20 protein-coding genes are annotated in these 21,611 nt (G+C 53.2%); 3 read left to right on the top strand and 17 right to left on the bottom strand.

Annotated elements, in window-relative coordinates:
* Positions 1 to 10 precede the first annotated feature (10 nt).
* Positions 11 to 829 (top strand): pyruvate, water dikinase regulatory protein, encoded by an 819-nt coding sequence (locus ACE3OV_RS15560; RefSeq protein WP_374328383.1) that lies wholly within the window; start codon positions 11 to 13, stop codon positions 827 to 829.
* Between the two features lie 9 nt (positions 830 to 838).
* Here ACE3OV_RS15560 and ACE3OV_RS15555 read toward each other — a convergent pair whose 3' ends face one another.
* Genes ACE3OV_RS15555 through ACE3OV_RS15535 form a run of 5 tightly spaced genes read right to left on the bottom strand, consistent with a single transcriptional unit; the run spans position 839 to position 6,973 of the window.
* A complete protein-coding gene (locus ACE3OV_RS15555) occupies positions 839 to 2,308 on the bottom strand; it encodes an LTA synthase family protein (RefSeq protein ID WP_374328382.1) in 1,470 nt (489 codons plus the stop codon).
* 4 nt (positions 2,309 to 2,312) lie between these two features.
* Positions 2,313 to 3,092 carry an SDR family NAD(P)-dependent oxidoreductase gene (locus ACE3OV_RS15550; RefSeq protein WP_374328381.1) on the bottom strand — a complete coding sequence of 260 codons (780 nt, stop codon included), beginning with the start codon at positions 3,090 to 3,092 and terminating at the stop codon, positions 2,313 to 2,315.
* Positions 3,079 to 4,557, bottom strand: coding sequence for a glycosyltransferase (locus ACE3OV_RS15545; protein ID WP_374328380.1), 1,479 nt, complete (start codon positions 4,555 to 4,557; stop codon positions 3,079 to 3,081). The genes ACE3OV_RS15550 and ACE3OV_RS15545 overlap by 14 nt, the downstream gene beginning before the upstream one ends.
* An 8-nt stretch (positions 4,558 to 4,565) precedes the next feature.
* Complete coding sequence (locus tag ACE3OV_RS15540; RefSeq protein ID WP_374328379.1) at positions 4,566 to 5,651, bottom strand: glycosyltransferase; 1,086 nt, start codon at positions 5,649 to 5,651, stop codon at positions 4,566 to 4,568.
* A complete protein-coding gene (locus ACE3OV_RS15535) occupies positions 5,648 to 6,973 on the bottom strand; it encodes a glycosyltransferase family 4 protein (protein WP_374328378.1) in 1,326 nt (441 codons plus the stop codon). Before ACE3OV_RS15535 ends, ACE3OV_RS15540 begins: the two co-directional genes overlap by 4 nt.
* Before the next feature lie 465 nt (positions 6,974 to 7,438).
* On the opposite strand from ACE3OV_RS15535, the gene ACE3OV_RS15530 reads away from it, so the two are divergent.
* Together ACE3OV_RS15530 and ACE3OV_RS15525 are read left to right on the top strand one after the other, a co-directional pair.
* Positions 7,439 to 8,671: a hypothetical protein gene (locus tag ACE3OV_RS15530; RefSeq protein WP_374328377.1), complete on the top strand. Its 1,233-nt coding sequence runs from the start codon at positions 7,439 to 7,441 to the stop codon at positions 8,669 to 8,671.
* Positions 8,668 to 9,642 (top strand): hypothetical protein, encoded by a 975-nt coding sequence (locus ACE3OV_RS15525; protein ID WP_374328376.1) that lies wholly within the window; start codon positions 8,668 to 8,670, stop codon positions 9,640 to 9,642. The genes ACE3OV_RS15530 and ACE3OV_RS15525 overlap by 4 nt, the downstream gene beginning before the upstream one ends.
* Positions 9,643 to 9,670: 28 nt before the next feature.
* Here the strand turns inward: ACE3OV_RS15525 and ACE3OV_RS15520 are convergent, their stop codons facing one another.
* The 12 genes from ACE3OV_RS15520 to ACE3OV_RS15465 all read right to left on the bottom strand — a co-directional run.
* Positions 9,671 to 9,901 carry a ribbon-helix-helix protein, CopG family gene (locus ACE3OV_RS15520; RefSeq protein WP_374328375.1) on the bottom strand — a complete coding sequence of 77 codons (231 nt, stop codon included), beginning with the start codon at positions 9,899 to 9,901 and terminating at the stop codon, positions 9,671 to 9,673.
* A complete protein-coding gene (locus ACE3OV_RS15515; protein WP_374328374.1) occupies positions 9,901 to 10,305 on the bottom strand; it encodes a putative toxin-antitoxin system toxin component, PIN family in 405 nt (134 codons plus the stop codon). The genes ACE3OV_RS15520 and ACE3OV_RS15515 overlap by 1 nt, the downstream gene beginning before the upstream one ends.
* Before the next feature lie 52 nt (positions 10,306 to 10,357).
* Positions 10,358 to 10,885 (bottom strand): hypothetical protein, encoded by a 528-nt coding sequence (locus ACE3OV_RS15510; protein WP_374328373.1) that lies wholly within the window; start codon positions 10,883 to 10,885, stop codon positions 10,358 to 10,360.
* Between the two features lie 43 nt (positions 10,886 to 10,928).
* Entirely contained in the window at positions 10,929 to 11,996 is a 1,068-nt protein-coding gene (locus ACE3OV_RS15505) for a glycosyltransferase (protein WP_374328372.1), read from the bottom strand.
* Between the two features lie 22 nt (positions 11,997 to 12,018).
* The gene (locus ACE3OV_RS15500; RefSeq protein WP_374328371.1) at positions 12,019 to 13,188 is read right to left on the bottom strand and encodes a nucleotide sugar dehydrogenase; all 1,170 of its coding nucleotides are present in this window, start codon (positions 13,186 to 13,188) and stop codon (positions 12,019 to 12,021) included.
* 385 nt (positions 13,189 to 13,573) lie between these two features.
* Positions 13,574 to 14,218: an HAD family hydrolase gene (locus ACE3OV_RS15495; RefSeq protein WP_374328370.1), complete on the bottom strand. Its 645-nt coding sequence runs from the start codon at positions 14,216 to 14,218 to the stop codon at positions 13,574 to 13,576.
* Positions 14,215 to 14,907: a cytidylyltransferase domain-containing protein gene (locus tag ACE3OV_RS15490; protein ID WP_374328369.1), complete on the bottom strand. Its 693-nt coding sequence runs from the start codon at positions 14,905 to 14,907 to the stop codon at positions 14,215 to 14,217. Before ACE3OV_RS15490 ends, ACE3OV_RS15495 begins: the two co-directional genes overlap by 4 nt.
* Complete coding sequence (locus ACE3OV_RS15485) at positions 14,904 to 16,559, bottom strand: aldolase catalytic domain-containing protein (RefSeq protein ID WP_374328368.1); 1,656 nt, start codon at positions 16,557 to 16,559, stop codon at positions 14,904 to 14,906. The genes ACE3OV_RS15490 and ACE3OV_RS15485 overlap by 4 nt, the downstream gene beginning before the upstream one ends.
* Complete coding sequence (locus ACE3OV_RS15480) at positions 16,537 to 17,478, bottom strand: hypothetical protein (protein ID WP_374328367.1); 942 nt, start codon at positions 17,476 to 17,478, stop codon at positions 16,537 to 16,539. The genes ACE3OV_RS15485 and ACE3OV_RS15480 overlap by 23 nt, the downstream gene beginning before the upstream one ends.
* On the bottom strand, positions 17,471 to 19,624 hold the full coding sequence (locus ACE3OV_RS15475; protein ID WP_374328366.1) for a glycosyltransferase: 2,154 nt from the start codon (positions 19,622 to 19,624) through the stop codon (positions 17,471 to 17,473). Before ACE3OV_RS15475 ends, ACE3OV_RS15480 begins: the two co-directional genes overlap by 8 nt.
* Positions 19,625 to 19,700: 76 nt before the next feature.
* Positions 19,701 to 20,975 carry a methyltransferase domain-containing protein gene (locus tag ACE3OV_RS15470; protein WP_374328365.1) on the bottom strand — a complete coding sequence of 425 codons (1,275 nt, stop codon included), beginning with the start codon at positions 20,973 to 20,975 and terminating at the stop codon, positions 19,701 to 19,703.
* Positions 20,972 to 21,611, bottom strand: a 640-nt coding sequence (locus ACE3OV_RS15465; RefSeq protein ID WP_374328364.1) for a hypothetical protein, incomplete at its 5' end; no start/stop codon positions are given. The genes ACE3OV_RS15465 and ACE3OV_RS15470, both read right to left, overlap by 4 nt.

Genomic DNA, 21,611 nt, shown 5'->3' with positions numbered 1-21,611 from the left:
CCCCGCCATCATGCCCAATCCGATCAAACGCACCGTCTTTTTCGTTTCCGACGGCACCGGCCTCACCGCCGAAGCCCTCGGCCACAGCCTGCTGACCCAGTTCGAGGAGGTCGAATTCCGGCAGATCCGCATTCCCTTCCTCGACAGCATCGACAAGGCCCAGGAAGCACTGCTGCGCATCAACGCCCAGGGTGAAGCCGACGGCATGCGGCCGATCGTCTTCACCACGCTGGTCAACCAGGACCTGGCGACGATCGTCCACCAGGCCGACGCCTTCTGCCTGTCCTATTTCGAGACCTTCCTCGCGCCACTGGAAGTCGAACTCGGCCGCAAATCCAGCCACACCGTCGGCCGCTCGCACGGCACGGCGGAAAGCTCGGAATACAAGACGCGGATCGAGGCGATCAACTACACGCTGGCGCACGACGACGGCATCACCGACCGTGACCTCGAGGAGGCCGACGTCATCCTGGTCGCCGTCTCGCGCTGCGGCAAGACGCCGACCTCGCTCTACCTGGCCATGCAGTTCGGCCTGAAAGCCGCCAACTTCCCGCTGATTCCGGAAGACTTCGACCGCGGCCGCCTGCCCGGCACGCTGGAAAAGCACCGCAGCAAGCTGTTCGGCCTCACCATCCAGCCCGAGCGCCTGCACCAGATCCGCGAGGAACGCCGCGCCGGCAGCAAGTACGCCGCGCTGCCCAACTGCCGCTACGAAATCGCCGAAGCCGAGAAGATGATGCGCCGGGAAGGCATCCGCTGGCTCGATTCGTCAACCAAGTCGATCGAGGAAATCTCGGCCACCATCCTGCAGGAGCTGAACCTGCGCTGACCGACCGGCTCAGGAAACCAGCGCGTCCGCCAGTTCATGCAGGGCGCGGCGCGTGCGCTGCGGCGCGCCCTCGGCCTGGGTATCCCAGATGAAATAGGCGGTATCGCCGGCCGGCTCGCCAAGCTGACGATAGACGCCGGCCATGATCGGCACATGATCGCCATACCAGCAAAAACGCGCCGGCTTGCCGCGAGCGGCGAGAAAGGCCTGCAGTTCGCCGGCCATCCGGTCGGCATTGCGCAGATGCCGCAGGTAGACCGTCAGGTCTTCGCAGCCGGACGGCGGGGCCGGTTCATAGAGGGCAGCAACATCCGCCGCCGTGCATTTTTCCAGATGCAGCGGCCCGTGATTCTCCATCGTGATGACGAACACGAACAAGGGCTGGCCGGCCTGCGCGAAGAGGCCCTTGACCCGCTCCGCCAACGCCGTATCGGCAACGAAAGGGCCGCAACGGGGCGCATCGGCGAAGGCAGCGATATCGATGAATTGGTCAAAACCGAAGTGCGGGAAAACCCGGTCGCGCCGATAGAACGAGGCCGGGTAAGGATGCACGCACACCGTCCGGTAACCCGCGGCCCGTGCCTGCTGCGCCAGGGTCTGGATATCGCTGGCGAGGGCGCCCCGGTAGGGATTGAAGCGATGCACGCCTAGCGCCGACGCTGGCAGGCCGCTGAGAAAAGCGAATTCGCTGCGTACCGTGTTGGCGCCCCAGGCCGGCACGCTCAGGGGGCCCGAGTGCATCGCCTGTTGCGAAATGCCATCGAAGGTCGCCAGCACATCGCGCCGGATGCCGTCATATAACGGACGCGGGTCGAAAAAGGATTCGCTCTGCACGACCAGCAGGTCGCCACCCGATGCCAGATAAGGGGCGGCAGCCCTTTCCTTGCTGCTGACCAGGGGCCGTCGCTCGGCCACCCCGTAGAACCACAGACAGGCAAAAAAGCCCCAGCGCGCCAGGTCGGCTGCCGGATCGAAGCTGGGCTCGACCTTGCCGTGACCGACAAACAACAGGCTGGCCCCGAGCAGGGCGAGAATGATCGCCGGCCAGCCCGCACCAGCGGCCGCAAAACGCTCCGCCGCCAGTGGTTCCAGCCACAATCCGGCAAGCAGCGCAGCGCTGACGACGACGACGATGGCGGCAAACTTCCCCCAGCCGAGAAAAGGAATGTACAGCCGCGGATGCCGGATGGCATCGGTGAAGTACTCGAAATCCTGAAAGACGAAGGCCTCGCGCAGAGCAAGATGCTTGGCGTTGCTGACCTGTACCAGCAGCATCACGAAAGCCAGCGCCAGGCCCAGCGAGAACCACGGCCGTCCCAGCAGCAGCAGCAAAACGCCATAAGCAAGGCACCACAAGCCGGCATGCATGGCCAGCCCACGCCAGTGCCAGCGCCAGGGAGCGGGCAGGCGGGGACGCAGCAGCGTCAGCAGCAGGAAGGAAAGCAGAAGACCGCAGGCGGCCACGGCGGACGCCATCATCGGCCTACCCCCGGTAACCCAGCCAATCGACGATGCGAAGCGAAAGCGCAGCCGGCAGGACCGCCAGCAGCCAGCTGCCAAGGTTCAGCGGGAAAGGAAAACTGATCCGTGCCCGATCGCGGGTCAGGCCTTCGCGGATCGTCCTTGCCGCGGCCGGCGGAAAACGCAGGAAGGGTTTGGGACCGGGCATGCCATCGCACATCGGCGATTTGACGTAACCCGGCATGATCACGCTGACGCGGATGCCCTCGGGCGCCAGCCAGCCGCGCAGGGCTTCGCCATACGCCTTGATTCCCGCCTTGCTGGCGCAGTAGGAAGGCGTCACCGGCAGACCGAAGTAGCCGGCCAGCGAACTGAGCAGGGCAATCTGCCCGGACTGGCGGCGGCGCATCGAAGGCAGCACGGCATCGACGGTCGCCATCGTCGCCAGCAGATTCACCTCGATCAGGTTCTCGCTGTCCGGCCACGGCTCGCCGGCACGATCCGCACCGATGTTGATATTGACGCCATTGCAGACAATCAGCAGGTCGATCGGTTCGCTGGCGCAAAGCTCGGTCAGCCAGGCACGCAGGGCATCTCGGTCGCGCACGTCGAGCGCCTTGGTCAGCACTAGGGCACCGTGTCCCCGACATTCCGCTGCCAGCTCGTCGAGGCGCGCCGTCCTGCGCCCCTGCAGGATCAGCATCGTTCCCGGTTGCGCATACTCGAGTGCCAGCGCGCCGCCGATCGCTCCCGTCGCCCCGGTAATCAAGACCCGCCGCAGCGGGCCATCAGCAGCACTCACGGACAAACCTCTCCTGCCAGGACCAATAAAGTGCCATGCCGAACCCCAGACAAACCGTCACGTTAAGCGGAATCAGAAAATAACTCTTTTCGCATACTGCCGCCACAATCGCGAGCAGGGAATAGAAAAAAGTGAATAGCTCGGAAGCAATGAGCACGCTGTTGATGCGCGGGCGTCGGCACGACTGTTCGTCGGTCCCCTTCGGAGTCCGGTAGAAACTGCCGTAGACGCCGAACATGGCGCGAATGCCGCCAGCAAAGTAATAGAGGGACATGGGCAGGAACATCGCGACATAGCGATAGTTGTCCCAATGCACCAGCCATCCGCGACTGCGCTGCCCTGCGCCCGCCGCACCGTCGGAACCGACCGAATTCTGCAGCGCCCACAGCGTGACCAGGCCAAAAAAGCCGAGCAGCCCCCAGTTGAACCAGGGGGCATCGTCAAACTCGGCCAGAAAAGCCATCGGCAGACTGAGCAGGACCAGCACATAGATCGCCGCCAGCAGCCAGGATGAGAACATGACCGAGATTGCGTGCAGGCGCTTCATCAACGGCATGCGCAGCCTGAGCATCGCCCCGGCATGCACGAAGGAACTGTGGATCAGGCCGCGCCCCCAACGTTCGCGCTGGACGCGAAACGCGCTGATCGTTTCCGGCAGGATCGACATCGATACCACGTCGCGCATGAAAGCGTACTTCCAGTCGCCGAACTGCGCCTTGTAGCCGAGATCGACATCCTCGGTCACCATCGAGGCGTTGAGCCCGCCCACCGCCTCGATGCAGGATCGCCGCCAGACACAGGAACTCCCGCTCAGCGAGGCGATGTCACCGTCTTCGCTGAGACCGACCGTCACATACTGCTGGTGCCCCATTTCCATCGCCTGAAAGCGGGTCAGGAAGGAAACGTCACGGTTTTCGTAATCGATGCCGGTCTGCAGGAAACCTAGTTGCGGATCCTGAAAACAATGGATGGTGCGCAGGAGAAAGTCTTCCGGCGGCACGAAATCAGCATCGAAGATCGCAAAAAATTCGCCCGCCGCCTGGCGCATGCCGTTGACCAGGTTACCGGCCTTGTAACCGCTGCGGTCTTCCCGTCTGATGTAGTGGATATTGACGCCGGCCACGGCGTGCTCCGCCACCTTGACCAGCGCCATCGAAGAGGTGATGTCCGACGAATCATCGAGCACCAGAATTTCAATCCGCCCCGCCGGGTAACGCAAGCGGCAGGCCGCATCAATCAGCCGCTCCACCACCGAGGACTCGTTGCAGATCGGCAACAGGACGCTGACCATCGGGGAAAAATCGGCCGGATCAGCGCTCTCCGTCGGCGAAATTTCCGCCAGACGGCGCCGCTCGACGCGGCGAGAGATGAGCAGCACCCGCAGTTCGAGCAACACGTAGAGCGCGAAATACGCGATGACCAGAAAGAACAGGCCCTGGGCGAAATAGGAGAAAAATTCGCGCATCAGGAAACTCAGATCCCCACCACGGCGCAGATTTCTCCCAGACGATGCCCCCAGGTATGGTTCTCCCGGACATAGCGCGCGCCGGCAGCCGCCCGCTCCAGGTCAGCAGCTACCGGGCCGCTGGCCAGGCGCGACATCAGGGCGGCGATTTCCTCGCCATCGGAGACAACGTGGCAGAAATCGGCAAAGTATTTGTCGACGCAACGCCCGGGATTGGTCATCACGATCCCGCCACAGGCCAGGATTTCCAGCAGGCGGCGCGAGCACATGGTCTCCGAATCGGTCACCGAGTTGACGTTGATCGACAAGGCATAGCTCTTGTACAAACGGGCCGTTTCCCGATGGCTGATGCGCGGATGCAATTTCAATCCGGGTCCGGACGGGAAGCGGAACTCGAAGTAACGCGACAGCCGGTCATGATTGCGATCGAAGACGTGAACCGGATTGCCGGTCTTGCCGGCAGCGGAAAAAACCTGGTCGAGGTAGGCGCGCCGATTGTCGAGAATCTTCCGGTAATAGCTGCCGGTGAAGCAGGCCGACCGGATCGAGAAATCGAAACCGGTGAAACTGTGATAGGCCGGTTGATAAGGCATCATCAGGGTATTCACCGTCGTCGTCTGCGACACCCGGGCCCGATACTTGGGCAGACAGTTCAGATCGCTCGTGAACACATGGTCGAAGTGGCTGGCAACGTCGATGAAGGCATCGAAGAAGGCCCCGTCATCCTTGTTCCAGAACACCGTCGGAATCTTCAGCTCGCGTGCCCGATCGACCACCCGGAAAATCGCCGTCGGTCGCGTCAGGCGCAACCAGCGCGGCTGCTTGGCAAGCTCGTAGCGCCAGCTACCGCCGGCACCATGAAACACCGACTCAACAAACAGGAGGTCCGGTTTCCAGTCTTCCAGCACCTCCCGGTAATTCGCCGGCGTCACCGCGCGAATCCGGCATTCGGCAGCCAGGCAGACCTCGGTGAAATGATCGACGATGACGGCGATCTTCAGCTGATTGAAAGGCCCGTTCAATTCGTCCGGAACATCGACGGCGGGATGCTTGTAAACCGCATTGCTGAGCTTGCGTATAACCCTTGCTATCAAACGACCTTCCTCATGCCATCAACCGCTTCTGCCACGCCACGCGCGAACGCCTGCCAGTTCCGCCTGGTCTCTGCGTATTCGCGCGCCCTGTCGCCCATCTTCACCAAGCGGTCACGATCCTGCAGTGCCTGCGCCAGCGTGTCGGCGAGAGACTGCGGATCATCCGCCCGGAAAAACCATGCACACTCGCCGCCAGCCAGTTCGTCGCGAAACACCGGCAGGTCCGGAACAACAACCGGCTTCGCCATGGCCAGCGCCTCGACCAGCTTGATCGGCGGAATGATTTCGCACACCCGGTAAGGCTTTCTCGGGATGCATACCAGACTGGCTTCCAGCACCTTCGCCCTAGCTTCCTCCGGCTTGAGCCTGCCGAGAAAGCTGACCGTCTCACCCAAACCCAGGCGTTCGGCCAGCGCCAGCAGCGACTTCTGCGCTTCGCCGTGGCCAACCACCTGAAGCTGCAATTTTACCCCTTTGTCCTGCAAAAGGGCACATGCCTCAAGCAAAGTATCGAGACCTTCGTAGCCGATCAGCGACCCGGCATAGACCAGTTTATGACGTGAGGCTGGCGGTATTTCACCAATTTCGAAATTCGCCGGATCGACGCAATTGGGCAACAGGGCAATCTTTTCCCGGGGAATCCCCCATTCCCGGACCGCATGCGCCGCCAATTGCTCGGAAATCACGAACACCCGATCCGCCTGCCGGGCAACGAAACCTTCAAGATCCAGCCCCAGCCTGAACTCCTCACGCTGATCGAAACCCGGAAAGCGCGAGGCCTTGGTCAACTCCCACAGACCGCGCATCTCGTAAAAAAAGGGAAGCCCCAGACGACGCGCCGCATACAACGCCGGCAAGGCATTGACGTGATTGGACGCGGCATGGATCGCCGCCACCCGCTCCTCGACCGCCACCCTGGCGATCGCCGCCGAAGCCTGGACCACGAATTGCAACAAGGGGCGCTGGTTGTTCGGTGCGGCCAGATGCCGGTACTCGACCTCGTCGATCACCGTCCTGCCCCCCTCCGGGGCACCCGCGCTGTCCTGCCTGTCCCAGGGATAGCCGGTACGGGTCAACACCCTGACCTGTAGCCCGGCCTTGATCAAGGCACGGATCACCGCATGGGTGCGCGTCGTGTAACCGCTGGTATGGTAAGGCAGACAGGAAGCGGCGACGTAAAGCAGCCGCCCTGGCGTCACCGACAGTTGTCGGCCCCGGGCGGCGGCAACGTAACGCCGCAACAGGAACGAAAGTCCGGAAAACGTCAGCTTGCGGTAGAGGAAAAACCAGCAATCGCCGAAAAAATTGTAGAACCGCTGCATCGACTGTTTCTTTCCTGGCCATCCGTACCCGCTCAGTGGCCCTTCAATGCCGACAACACACATTGGCCAGAAAAGCGTCGCGTGCGCAACCGGACATGCTGCGCGGCGGCCAGCATGCCAAAGAAATCCGGCCGCTGACGCCACATCACCTTGTAATTACCCACAATTGTAATCTCCAGCGCTTGATTTGTCCGAAAATCAGAAAATTGTCAGGATCACGATGGCATTCAACATCGCCAGGCTCTTGAGGTAACATACCGCCCTTCTGACAACAGGCTCCCTTGGCAAGCGCCCCACCTCAGGATGGCGCCCCGCCCGCGATCCGAACAAAATTGGCAGCCTGACCGGCGCCAGGCAACTGCAGGAACCCGACTTCCAGATGAAGCAAGATTCAGCGCAATTTACGCCAGACGGCAAGCGTCCCTCTGCCGGGAACTTCCCGGCGTGACACAGAAGCACGAACGCATGGCAGTCGACATCGAAACCATGCGCGACCTCGGGAAATGGGAACGGCCGGTACACCGGCACGCCAGCCTGGCGGACTTCCTCGCGACATCGACCCTGGCCGACGGCATCCACGCCATTGCCTACTGCGGCTACTACCTCGAGTTGAACCTGTATCGCCGCGCCTCGCGGGCTATGCTGATCTTCTTCAGCGCCGCCCTCTCCTCCCGCAATGAGCATCTCAAACTCCCGGTCTTCTCCGGCGCATCGGCCTTGAAAGCGACCGACGCCAGCGTGCTGATGGTCAACGACCCCGGCCTCTATCTGGATGGCGAAATCCGCCTCGCCTGGTACGCTGGCGCCGCCGGCATGCCCCTGCAAAGCGACCTCGGACGGGTGCTGCGCCACGCCCAGGAAGTCCTATCGATCGAACGCATGATCCTCTATGGCGCCAGCGGCGGCGGCTTCGCCGCGCTTTTCTATGCCCCCTTCCTGCGCAATGCGATTGCCGTCCCCTGCAACCCGCAGATCGATCTGCTCGCCTATTCCAGACACCTGCTCTCCAAGTACCTGAAAGCCGCCTACGGCTACCAGGGAGCACCCGCCGCATTCATCGACGCCCCCCTCCCCTGGCGTCCCACCGTCAAGCTCGATGCCAGCCACCTCGGCGACACCCGGATCGTGTATCTGCAGAATGCCCTTGACAAAACACATCTCGAGCGTCACTTCCAGCCCTTCCTGAAGGATTTCGGCATCGACCGCGGCAAGGCGCTGATCGAAGTCCATTCCGGACATCAGGTATCGATCTGCAGCGACGGGTGGGGCGAAGGGCACCGCGCAGCCCCCGGCAGTTTCGTCTACCCCCTGCTGCACCAGCTGACCCAGGCCGACGGCTGGGAGAAACTGCCCGAGTTCGTCCCCGAACTGCACGCCCAAACCACCAATCCGATTCGCCAGGTCAGCCTCACCTTCGACCAGAACGGCTTTCACGTCCGCGTCAGCCTTGCCGACACACATGCCGGCGGAACGCTCACCGTCGGCCTGCTACGGGAAGGTGTCGAGATCGAAACCCTGCAAATCAGGGACGGAGAACCCGGACAATTCACCAGCCAGGCCACTGCCGGCGAATACTGCGCGCAGGCCAGGGTCGAAAGACCCCCAAGATCATGGAAGGAACGCGCCTCAGCGCTGCTCCGGAAGAAAAGGATGTACGACGAAATGAAATCCCGCATCGTGCTGGTCAAAGCGCCATGAGCCGTAAAACCCGCTATGCGATGCTGACGGTCGATACCGAAGCCTTGCCCCGCCGGGCCGCTGCCGAGCACGTAAAAAGGCTGATCTGGGGCGAGCATGTCGGTGGCACTGCCGGTATCCGGGAAATGTGCCGGATTGGCGACGAATTCGCTGCCCCTCACGTGTTCTTCGTCGATGTCTGCGCCGCCCAGGCCTACGGCGGCGAAATGGACGAAGTGATCCGCTGGCTGGACAAGGCCGGACACGACGTCCAGTTGCACGCCCACCCCGAATACCTGCCGGCCGAATTCTGGCAGGAACACGGCTTCGAATACCGGCCGCGCTTCATGAACCAGTTCGACCTCGCCAAGGCAGAATTCACCCTGCGCCACTTCGGCAAGCGCATCTCGGACATCACCGGCAAGCCGATCCTCGCATTCCGTGCCGGCTCCTTCCGCTGGAACGCGAACACGCTGCGTGCCCTGGAAGGGCTCGGCATTCCGCTCTCCTTCAACAATTCGATGCGGGCGCTGGAAGACGGCGTATGTCCGCACGCAGAGCCGACCAACTCGCCCTTCGCCTGGTCCAACGGAGTCATCGAAATCCCGGTCACCGAGCGTTCAACCCTGCCCTTTTCCCGGCGCCTTGGCTGGCAACGCGCCTCCTTCCCCCACTCGGGCCGCTTCTTCTCGGCCCCCTGGCATGCGCTCCATCCATTCACCTGGAACGGCGACGACGATTTTCTGGTCCTGCTGCTGCATTCCTGGAGCCTGCTCTACTGGGATGAGAACGATCATGCCCAGTACCAGGACGACCGGCGCATCGAAAGCTACCGCCGGCTGGTCCGCAAACTGAGCCGCGACTACGACATCATCACCAGCAGCGAATTTCTCGATCTGCACGCCCGGGACAAGATCAAGACGCCGCGCAGGGTGGATCTGGCGCTGACCGAGTTACGGGTACCGGACAGCCAGGGCAAGATCATCTGGTAAACCCGCTGCGAGCTTGAGCGATGCGATATCACACCCCGCTTCGCTCGTCTTCAGCATCCAGACGATCCAGAATATCGAGCGCCCGGTTCACATCACCCGTCACAGCAAACGCCCGAAAGTGGTTTTCGGTATCCCAGGCCGCCAGCGCATACGCACTCAACTCCTCGACCAGCTTATTCGTGCTCAAGCCCCGGCTCTTGGCCAACGCCTTCAGACGCTGCGCCGTATCGTCTGGCAAACGAATTGTCAATGTGCTCATTACCATACCTCCAGACATTGAGCGGGTGTCACGATTTGCAGCGAACCCAGTTTCAATTCGCCTCCACGCACATCCCGCACGTTATGCGTCACAATCGCCGCCGCATTTCCTGCCAGAGCCAGTTCGATCAAGTGATTGTCCCCTTCGTCCGGCAAGTTGGGGCGCCAACCGTAATACAACGTCACCCACCGGCCACGTTGTGCCAATGCCGCAAGAACCTCGATACGCTCCGATTCCGAAGTCGAATCACCCCAAACCGGGCGCCCCAGCAGATCACGATATTCCAGCCACAGAGCATTACCAAACAAGGGCTCGTAACGTCCTGTCAACGCACGCCGCAGCACTTCACGCGAGGCCCCACCAGCCGAACGTAAAGCTGCCACAAAAACATTCGTGTCGATCACCAAAGAAACCATAGCGACAGCATATGTGCCATCAAAATACTTTTCAAGGTGTCTACAGCCCCTCGCTCAAAGCCACCACCCGGGACCCGCGATAACGCCAGGCAAGGTAACGGCATTTGCGGGCTGAATAATCCTCGCCCTCACCGCTCAGGAACGGCAAATACTCCACCTGCCAGCCAAGGCGCGAGAAAAAGGCGAAATCCGCGCAATCGGTAAGCAGCACGGGCAGGCAGCTGCCTCCCTGCGCCACCAGGGTCTCTCGCAGTTCCAGACAGGCCGCATGCTGACGCTCCCGATCGCCGACGCCGACCGCCCAGATCAACAGCACCTCACGTGCCTCGGGCAAGGGCGCATGCTTGAGCGCCGGCGACCAGTCATAGCGGGAAACGTAAGGCGGCGCCAGACGCAGCACGGCAAGCAGCGCGCGCCAGCGCCGGTATAAACGGTCGCGCCAGGGCAGATCGGCCTTTTCCCGCAACAGGTCATGGGATACCAGCAGACGCCACTCCGGTTCCAGCGAACCATTGGCAAAGCCACTGACCCAAGCTTGAAAAAATGCGCAGGAAAGCGGCGGCTTCATGAGCAACGCTCCCGGCATTCCGGAAAGCTCGTTATCTTCTCCATCACGCCCCGCCCTCCGCCAGCGTCAGGATGGCATCGGCGGCCAGACGCGCGCCATCAAGCGAAATGCCGGAAGGCACCGACAAACGCGGTGGCAAGGCGAGAAGCTGCGCCAACGCAGCGCATCGCTCCGCCTCCGACTCGCAGGCAGAAACCACGGCCGGCGCATGCTGCGCAACAAGATGGGCGCGCCGCACCTGATCGTCGGCCAGTTGATCGTTGGGCACCAGCAAGGTCGGCACCCCGGCCTGCACAACCTCGCAACAGGTGTTATAACCGGCAGCCCCGACAAACACGTCGAAGGCCCGCAGGTAGCGGACCAACGGATAGACGGAGAGCGGCAGAACCCCGGCCGGCAGTTCGACATCGCGGACCGAAATCGGCGCGCGAGTCCACACCACCTGAAACCCCTCCGCCTCGAAGTCGCGGATCAGGGAATGACCGATACCCGATACATCCTTCAGGTTGCCGGGCCCCAACGAGAACAGCGCCAGGCGTCCGCTGGCCGGCAAGCCGAGCGCCTGCCGGGCCGCCTCCCGCCCCAGCAACTCGTCGTCATCGAGCAGCCCGACCGGCGGCACCTGGATCTTCCTGACGCCCGCTTGCAGCGATTCCTCGTAACCCGCACCCAGTTCGCCCGGCACAATGACCAGATCGAAAACCCCTTCCGGCACCGGCACCCTTGCCGCATCTGCCTTCAGGAAACCGCGATTCGACCAGATGATCCGCAGCGGCCCGCCATACTCCCGGCAGGCCGCCAGGAAGCCCTGAAAAGGCCAGGTCCCGTCGAACACCACGGCCGCCGGCCGAACCCGCTCCAGCATCATCCCGAAACGCACCGCCAGTTCGCTGTTCCACGCATAACTTGAGGTATCGGACCAGTAAGGCGAAACGAAATAATCCGCTTCGAAGCCCATCTCCTCGATCACTTCGATCGCCGATGCCAACGAGAAAAACACCGGCTGCGCCCGCCCACGCAAACGTCGGGCATAGGAAAGGCAACGGTTCATGTGGCCAAGGCCGGAACCGTTGACGTTGAAAAAGAGAATTTTTTGCCCTGAGCGCACCACCGATGGCGCACTTACAATCAATCTAGGCGTCCCCCCCAAATAAATCTCGCGTGTAAACCTTGTCGACAACATCTTCTAACTCAGTAGTGCATCGGTTAGCAACGATAATGTCCGCTTCCGATTTAAACACCTCTAAATCGCTTACTACTTCAGAATGATAAAACTCTGAATCCTTCAGTACTGGCTCATAAACAATTACCTTGATACCCTTGGCCTTGATACGCTTCATAATCCCCTGAATGCTGGAGGCCCGGAAGTTATCTGACCCAGCCTTCATGATCAGGCGATAAATTCCAACCACTGCAGGCTTCCTCCGAAGAATTTCTTCGGCAATGAAATCCTTGCGCGTGGAGTTTGCCTCGACGATAGCATGAATGAGGTTCTGCGGTACATCACGGTAATTAGCCAGCAATTGTTTGGTGTCTTTGGGCAAACAATAACCACCATAGCCGAATGAAGGATTATTGTAGTGATCACCAATACGCGGATCGAGACAAACACCATCGATGATCTGTCTGGTATCTAGGCCATGGGTGGCGGCATAGGTATCCAATTCGTTGAAATAGGCTACCCGCATGGCAAGATAAGTGTTAGCAAAAAGTTTGATCGCCTCTGCTTCGGTGCTATCGGTGAGCAAAACAGGCACATCTTCTTTGATAGCCCCCTGTTTGAGCAAAGCTGCGAAGCACTCAGCCCGCTCCGAACGCTCTCCGACAACTATACGTGAAGGGTATAGGTTATCGTAAAGCGCCTTACCCTCACGTAAAAATTCCGGCGAAAAAATGAGATTAGTACTACCCGTATCCCTTCGAAGTTTATCCGTATAACCAACAGGTACGGTTGATTTGATCACCATTACCGCTTGCGGGGCAATCTCCATAACATCGCGCACAACCGCCTCCACGGAAGCAGTATTGAAATAATCTGTTTCTGGATCGTAATCAGTCGGCGTAGCAATGATGACGAAATCAGCATCCGTATACGCGTCTTTCTTATCCAAAGTAGCGCGAAAATTCAATTTTTTATGTGCAAGGTAATATTCGATCTCCGCATCCACAATGGGCGACTCTCTACGATTGAGCATTGCCACTCTTTCTGGGACGATATCAATCGCAATCACGTCGTTATATTGCGCAAGCAACACGGAGTTGGACAAGCCAACGTACCCAGTACCGGCAACAGTAATTTTCACGAGGTTAACCATATTTACTTGATTCTCACGGAAACATTCCCAAGACGGAGGGGATGTACAAGTAATGCACAGACAAGAAAAACGCACTGTTGCAACGTCCAACGGTTCACATTCCGGACTGAAAATTCACAAGCTTCGTAATGCTCTGGACAAATTACCATCATGGCATTACCTGATAACAGGACTTGATTCGTACCTATATCTGGACAAGTTATTTTGCCGAAGTACCGAGAGGCTTCTAACGTGAGCCGTCCGTGCCAGTTCCCTTAACCGCCACCAACTATCGATAGGAAATAAACATCCAATCCACAGCACACTCAAAATAACCAACAGCGAACCGCTATTGATCAACTCTAGCTCAAAAGAGCTCCGTAAATTACCAGATCTAGAAATCCAAAGCTCGCCGAAGAGATGGTATTGTTTCAACACCATTTTTTAAACAGTAACTCTTCCAATCCGAAAACTCAGACCACTGACTGACAAATACAAAATCTAATCCTCCTTCCACAGCTGCAATATGATCATAACGACTGTCGCCAAAATAAACAGAATTGTCGGAAATATTAAAACAAGAGCGCTCTCTTCTAAAAATAGTCACCTTATCATCGGGACTACCAAAAATACCTCCATCAAAAAAACCGCTCAGACCCCTAGCCGAAAAAACGCTCCTAAGCTCCTCCTGGTCCCCACCAGACACGAGGAGCCATTTCGTGCGGTCAAATTTATTTCGCAAAGCACTCAAATCCGGCTCAACCTCACAAGAAGCCAACCCGTCACTAACGTAATCGGAGTATTTTTTTAGCAAAACACTCAGGCTAGGACCTTTTTTTCTTCCACAAACTATGCTGTTTAAAAAATACTCAAATTTCTTATATCGTGAGACACCACCATTTGCCAAGTGATAATTCACGAACTCCTTAGCACAAGCTTCGCCATAATCGATAACACTACGATAAAATGCATCAGTTTTTACTCTATTAGAATTCAAAACCACACCATCACAGTCAAAAACCATAGTGTCGTATTTCATACTTGAGTAATACCTTTCTCAACCATGCTTTCAGCGATCAAAAAATCTTCTGGCCAATCAATATCAAACCCAACAAATCTATCCATTTCGAATAAAAATGGACGAAGACCAATACGATCCCCAAAAGTCTTATACACATTGGCAGGAGCAAGAAAAACGGCACTATTAACCTCAAACAACGGGTTAAGCGTCTGAGTTCTTGGCCATTTTTCTATACTTCTATCATAATTTACCGCCTCGTCGCTTCTCCATAAAAACGACTGCAAACGACAAACGGTCATTAACGAATCATAACCTCTTTCAAGTTGCGAAAAATATTCATCAATTATTAGATCATAATGAACTGCCGTCACGAATGGCGAAGTAACATGCGTCCAAAGAATATGCCCATCCAATATGAGATCAAAGGCATGATGCACTAGTGCATCAGTACTTGTATCACTTGACGAAAGCGCCTCCTCCCGCCGATGGAGATGAATTTTTGGGGAACGGAGAGAATTAGCATAATCCAGAATAATACTATCATTCGTACTCAGTATGATTTTTTCAATTCGAGAGCTGGCAAGCAGTTGTTTGAGCTTAATCTGTATCAAACCAAACTCAAAACCAGCGAAAAGTTTAGTATTTTTATTTGGAACCCTTTGACTACCTTGCCTACATGGCAAAAAACATGTGATCTTATCCATCATTTAACAAAACCATAAACACTTGCAACGGGTATATCATAACGAGTATTCGTGATACTCAACAAAGGTATCGAACCTACGTTATTTAAATAATCCTTAAATAAGTTATTATTTTCGTAGTTCCTTGGATCTTCACCGTCATAACCGTCAAAACCAGCCAGAAAAATTCTTGATGCTTTACCGCTAGTAGCGATGGCAAGGGCATAACCAACAACCAAGGATGACGGCAGTACACTAAACGTGCTCGCAAACATAAATTTATCTTTTTCGAGACCTATTCCGAAATCAAGAACCTTCTTGTTCCGAAGTGCATTGCGAACTTCATCGGGTAACATTGAATAAGGTGTAATTAAAGGCTGAGGCAAACCTGCATGTGTTTGACAATCAGCCAAAAGGCGTATTGGGTGACATGCAATTCGATAATCAATCAAACCAGAATCAATGGAAGACTGCGTATTAAGTGCAAGAACAATAGGTTTATTATTCTTAATAAAATCTTGAAGCGCAAGGCGATGCTTCTCCACCCCTGGCCCAGTACCAAGAAGCAAAACATCCCGATCTTTAAAAACCGTATCCGGAGCCCATGTCCCACTTGGCTCACCGCGATAAAATTCCCGCGCGTCATCAAGCAAATTCAAGCTGAATTTCTTACCACCAACCCGTCGCAGATAATCAATAACCGCAAAAATATCCTCCTCACTAAACCGAGGATCACTGAGCATCTCCTGGACATATGTAGGGTGAATACCATACTTTCCCGCCAGATAGTAATACGGATTAGTTCCCCAGCCGCACTTTTCTTGAAGTGGCTTAAAGCTTTCCCTTATCAAAGCCATCAACGGCACCAAATTTACTTGCTTAGATGATAACTCCCCAAGCTCAATCACTAATTCTTCGGTTCGTGCATTACCCGGCCCTCGTCCCATACCTGTAACGGTAGAGTCAACCCAACTAACACCGACGCTTAAGGCCATTAACGTGTTAGAAAGTGCCAATCCTAAATTATCGTGCGTGTGAATACCCAATGGCCCCTCCCACTTCGAACGTAACAGTTGAACTAGTTCGGAGACTTTCTCGGGCCCCATGCTGCCCATACTATCCGCAAAATACAATACGTCTAATGGGTAATTACTGGCAGAAGCAGCCAGTTCTAATATTTCACTTTCAGATCTATCCGCTACCTGCATGAGATTAAACCCAACGAGGTATCCTTTATTTTTTAACCATTTTGCTGCTGGCAAAGCTCGGGAAAATTCATGAACATGACACGCCACCCGAACCAGAGCCACAGGTGATTCTTCTGCGCAAGAGGGGAACAGATTCTCCAAAACCTCGACCAGAGAATTTTCTCCAAAAAACTCACTGGCATTAACCATCACCCCTAGCTTAATACCCTCAGGAATATTCAACGTAGCGATAAAAGAATCACTTGTAAAAGCACAAGGACCTGCGTACCCAGAATTTTTCAACGAGCGCAAACCAAGTTCAACCACATCAACGCAGGCAGCTTTCATCGCGACGAGATATTGATTAATCAGAGACGGCGAGAAATCCCAAGAATTGTAATAACCACCATCTCGAAGCGTACAATCTAAATGCGTAATTTTCATATCACCACCAAAATTAACAAAATTAGGAAAACTCAAAATAACCACCTACAACATTTTTTGAGTCAACAGAAGCGATTAGTTTATCCAGCATTGGCAAACATGATGTTGAAACTTCATTTTCCCCCTCTTTAGATAGAGATTTTGATATTCCAATATTTAACTGAGATTTTTCAGGATTGAAACGAGACAGTTGGAAATTCTTATCAATTCCCAAAAGGTCACATAGTTCAAATCGATATTCACCACTTCTAACGAGACGTTGAAAATCAACAAATTTAATGCGATTTTTTACATCATTTTCGAGGCAATTATAACTATTTATAAATTGTGAAATTTTATTGACAAACTGCTTAGAAAATTTTTTAGCCCCCAAAGCATCGTTACTATGACCGTAGTATGAAATCCAGTCTATCATCATATCCGCAGGATTCCTAACAGTCACAAACTGATAACTAATTTTAAAAAAACCAAGCAAATCTATGTTGGCTGCAGCAGGGTCATTGCGCATTAATGGCAACGCGTTAGTTCGTCCGCTTCTTAATATTGCCAAATCAGAAATTCTCTTTATAAAATCATCGAGCAATACACGAAGAGATATAAAACCAAGATTACTTTTTAAATACAAATCTGCCACAGATTCAATAAACCAATCAACAATCTCATTGTAGCCAGAGCCAAGATATCCTCTGACCCTAGCATTTCTAATGAAGTCGTGATGAACAGGAGGCTGAAATTGACTGTGAGAGTCTCTGGAAACCCCAAGCAAACAATCTCGTATCAAATCCCATTCAACAAATAAATTATTTTTCTGAAAATTACCCAAGACAGCTCTCAAGCCCCATTTACTTCGAATAATAGCCGATTCTGTAAAATCATAGCCGATTTGACAGATGTCTTTGTTATCAGCCAAAAAATCTACTAGCGCTGTATTTCCACTATGACCGAACCCACCAATATTAATCACCCCCAACCTCCAACTTGCTCATAACTTGAAAAAGACCATCTTCGAGACGAGCATTTGCCATTTTCAAAAATTCATTCTTATTCTTGATGTATTTGGCAACTTCAAGCCAGTGCTTTTCATAGATAGCATCAACAACGCTATTATCCAGTTGATCAATCAACTGCTTGAACTGTTTCAGAAATCTGACTTTTAAATCAAACATTTCAAAACCAAAAACCTTATTGCTAACACTGGATGGTTGTGGATTCAAACGAACACCAGACTCTGTCGTTATACCAATATCAAACAACTCGAAAAACCGCAAGTTGAATTCCAAATCCTGGTGACGCCTATAAGATTCATCAAAACCATTAATTGCCAAAACTGCCTTTCGTTTATAAGTTGCCGTATCAGTGTGAAGATAATGTTTTTTATAGTCCAACAGCAATATTTCCGCGGTGAGATCTCCCGATTTATACCGGTTCAAATCGTTTGAAGGAGAATTCCAGCCAATGAATCCGCAATAAACCCCCCCTTCTTTTCCATTTGAAGATTTGAGCACCTCAACACTTTTTTCCAATCTACCGGGCAGGTAAACATCGTCATCATCCAAAAAACATACATATTCACCCGTTGAATGGATGATGCCTGTATTTCTTGCAGCTGAACCATTTCTGTTTTTCGAATGCTCTATGTATTGCGAATCAACATTAGGGAAATCCGACGCCACTCTTTCAAAAACAGCTTTGGTTTCTTCATTATATTCAGATCCGGCACCGTTATCATTTACAACAACAACTTCAAAATCCGAGTAATTTTGCTCAAAAACAGATCGCAATGCGAGCTCTAGATTGCTCGGACGCTTGTATGTCGGCACAATTACCGAAACGCGTCCTGATACAATTTCCCGAGAGGGGAGCGAAATCGGACTGATTTTTGTCGAGTTTTTGTTAGCTAATCCCAGCACATAGCACATGTACGAATCGATGTCGGATTCAGTCAGGGTGATCGACTCATCTATTATTCCGGCAAAATCAGCGGATGGAACGATATTTTTACTATAATCAAATTCATCAATATCATAATCAGCCGGAAGAATTTGCGGATTATGCAAAGGTCGAAAACCATCCGAACTGGCGTAATAAAGCCTGAGCTCAACAGGGAGACGCGAACCTCGATCGAAACTCTCGAAATATTTCAAATTCGTTTTCGAGCTGATGATCAACGCCAAGCTAACACGCGGATATGGATAATTATACTCACCAACATTCCACTTCATTTTCAAACCGTGAGCGTACTGGCATCTCCCCCCTCGGATCGAGCTGCTGCCAACATCAGGCATAACTATATTTGGATAGCTGACAAAACACTTTCCTATATATTTTTCGTAAATTTCACCAAGCGGCAAATGATCGAAAGGAGCCTCAAAGTAGCTTTCAAGCTCAATTAATTCATCGACAATCGAATGATCAAACGCAATCGCAAACGAGCCACATGTATCCAAACGTCTTGGATAATAATAGCCACATTTTTGAGATTCAACTAAATCAACACTCTCCCATCCATATTGAGATGCCCCTAACTGGAGTACTTTCCAATCCAGAGGCAACCCCGCCAAAAACCCATCAAAAGCGGACAAAAAATCCCGGCAGAGAATTACATCGTCTTCTAATATTAAAAACTTTTTATACCCCCTATTTTTTGCATCGCGAAGAATATTCAAATATGTATGGATATACCCAATAGCTCCTGGCGACTCAATAAAATGCCCACCTCTTCTAACCTCTCTCGAATTCCATTCAGCAAATCTAGTCATGCTACCCAGGGGCTTATTTACATAATCATCAAACTGTAATTTCGGCGCCCCGACGTAACCATTTACTGCCTGAACTAGCTCAAAGCCTATCCCAAACTCCCGGAGTTGTTTCGTAATCTTAAATTTTTTTTCCGTGTGATGTCTCAAGTTCACAACATAAATCTTATCGAAATACTTTGCCAATGGCGAGGATTCAGAAAAACTTTCTGCTTTGAGTTTCTTCTGGCAAATTTTTATGTTGGCATCAACAACTTTTTCACCCACAAAATCTTTTGCTTTGTTGTATAAAACCAAAGCCTCAGAATAGTTAGCATCCAAAAAAGCCTTATTTGCCGCAGCAAGATATCTCATAGCCACCACCAAAATAACATTACAATTATTAAACTAGCCGAAGCTCCAAGCCCCACCCTGAATAGAAAAATTATTTTTAATGGCGCTTTGTACACACAATCATTTGAGTCCCTTGTCCAATATTCGTAATTCTATGATCGACAATATCAAACCAATCAGAGACATACCGCCGAAACTCTATATACGACCACTCGCGTACATGTGCCAAGTTAGCGGGTGGCCCCATGTCTTCAAAACCCCGAACAAGATTCCTGTCAGGAGTCGACAAAACCAAATATTTGAAATCCTGGCGCTCTAGAAAAAACATCAACTGGTTCGGATCAACCAAATGCTCAACAACATCTGAACATATTACCAAGTCTGTTGAAAAAAAAACGTTTTCAGAAAAAGACGAAGGGCACCAATTTCTGTCAGGGTATTTATCTCTAAGCTTATTTACATTATCAAGCAATTCATAACCGGTCGTTTCAAATTCACCCAAATATTTAATTAATTTGAATCCAGAACCACAACCATAGTCAACGACACTTTTTAGCTCATGCTTTTTCATCAGAGAATATGCATGTAAGTAAACCTCTAGCTGCCATTTATCCTCTTCTTCCATGTCGTCGTAATGATTGTATTCCCCACGACATCGATAGCCGGGCTTTATATAGAAGCTACTAACATCACCAATCAATGCATCAGCTTGGAATGGCAAATTTCGCTTTCCTGCTGCATCACCCAAGAAATCTTTTCTTGCAATGTAGTTAAATAAAGCCCTGTATCGACCAACCTCGATTGCCTGTTCGCGCCATCTAGATACAACTTCATTAGAAATGAGAGATTTTTCTCCCTCTGATACTGTAAGAATGCTCCAATTCGCTGACTCTCCAAGAACCAGCGACTCGCTACCCATTCTTGCCCTAGTAGCCAATCGAATATCTATTTGAGGCATCACTAGTGATATCGAAACCTCAAAATAACCTAATGCTTTATTGCTACCGTTAAGTAGTTGGGCACGAGCCAGCGAATTGTAAACACCAGCAGCCAAAACCTGATTCACCAATTTTTCATTGCAGCCAAAATCTCTAGCAACGGCAATAAACTCTCTTGCGTCTTCGGATAAGCCAAGCTGGAACTTTCCAGCAGCGGCAAGCAATGCCAGTTTAGCTCTATCCGGGTGATGCCTTAGGACATCTTTGGTGATACGCCCGAGGCTTTCCCAGTCGCCAAATAACCACTGATTTCTAGCCTTTTCAAGCAAAGCTTCATCATAAGGCACTACCGTTTCGCTCTGATCAAACGATTCATATTCATTGCCGCCAGGGTCTGAAACAGAAGCTGACGACAAAACCCTCCGCTTATTCATAGACTCTGCTCTCGCATCATAATTTCTTTAATCAATTCAATTTGAGCTCCCGCCTTAACCAACTCCTCTTCCAACAATTTTTGTTTTGTCCTTAGATCATCGGAGTTTTTCAACTCTAATTTGTATTTGTCACTAGCAACATTTAGTTTATTTTCAAGTTGAGCAACCGAACTAGCAAGCTCCTCTTTTTTTCGAGCAAATTCGTTTTTTTCCTTTTCCAAAGTTGTGTTTCTTTGTTTGAGTTGTTCCACTTCCTGCACCAGTTGCTGGGCGCGCTTGCTCTGCTCGTCGCGCGCTGTGGTCAGCGCTCCCTTGTCCTGCTCCAGCTGTGCCTTGCCTTGCTTGAGCTGCTCCACTTCCTGCGCCAGTTGCTGGGCGCGCTTGCTCTGCTCGTCGCGCGCTGTGGTCAGCGCTCCCTTGTCCTGCTCCAGCTGTGCCTTGCCTTGCTTGAGCTGCTCCACTTCCTGCGCCAGTTGCTGGGCGCGCTTGCTCTGCTCGTCGCGCGCTGTGGTCAGCGCTCCCTTGTCCTGCTCCAGCTGTGCCTTGCCTTGCTTGAGCTGCTCCACTTCCTGCGCCAGTTGCTGGGCGCGCTTGCTCTGCTCGTCGCGCGCTGTGGTCAGCGCTCCCTTGTCCTGC

This window comes from Azonexus sp., assembly GCF_041909095.1.
In the GTDB taxonomy this organism is placed as follows: domain Bacteria; phylum Pseudomonadota; class Gammaproteobacteria; order Burkholderiales; family Rhodocyclaceae; genus Azonexus.
This window is presented reverse-complemented; position numbering and strand designations above follow the sequence as displayed.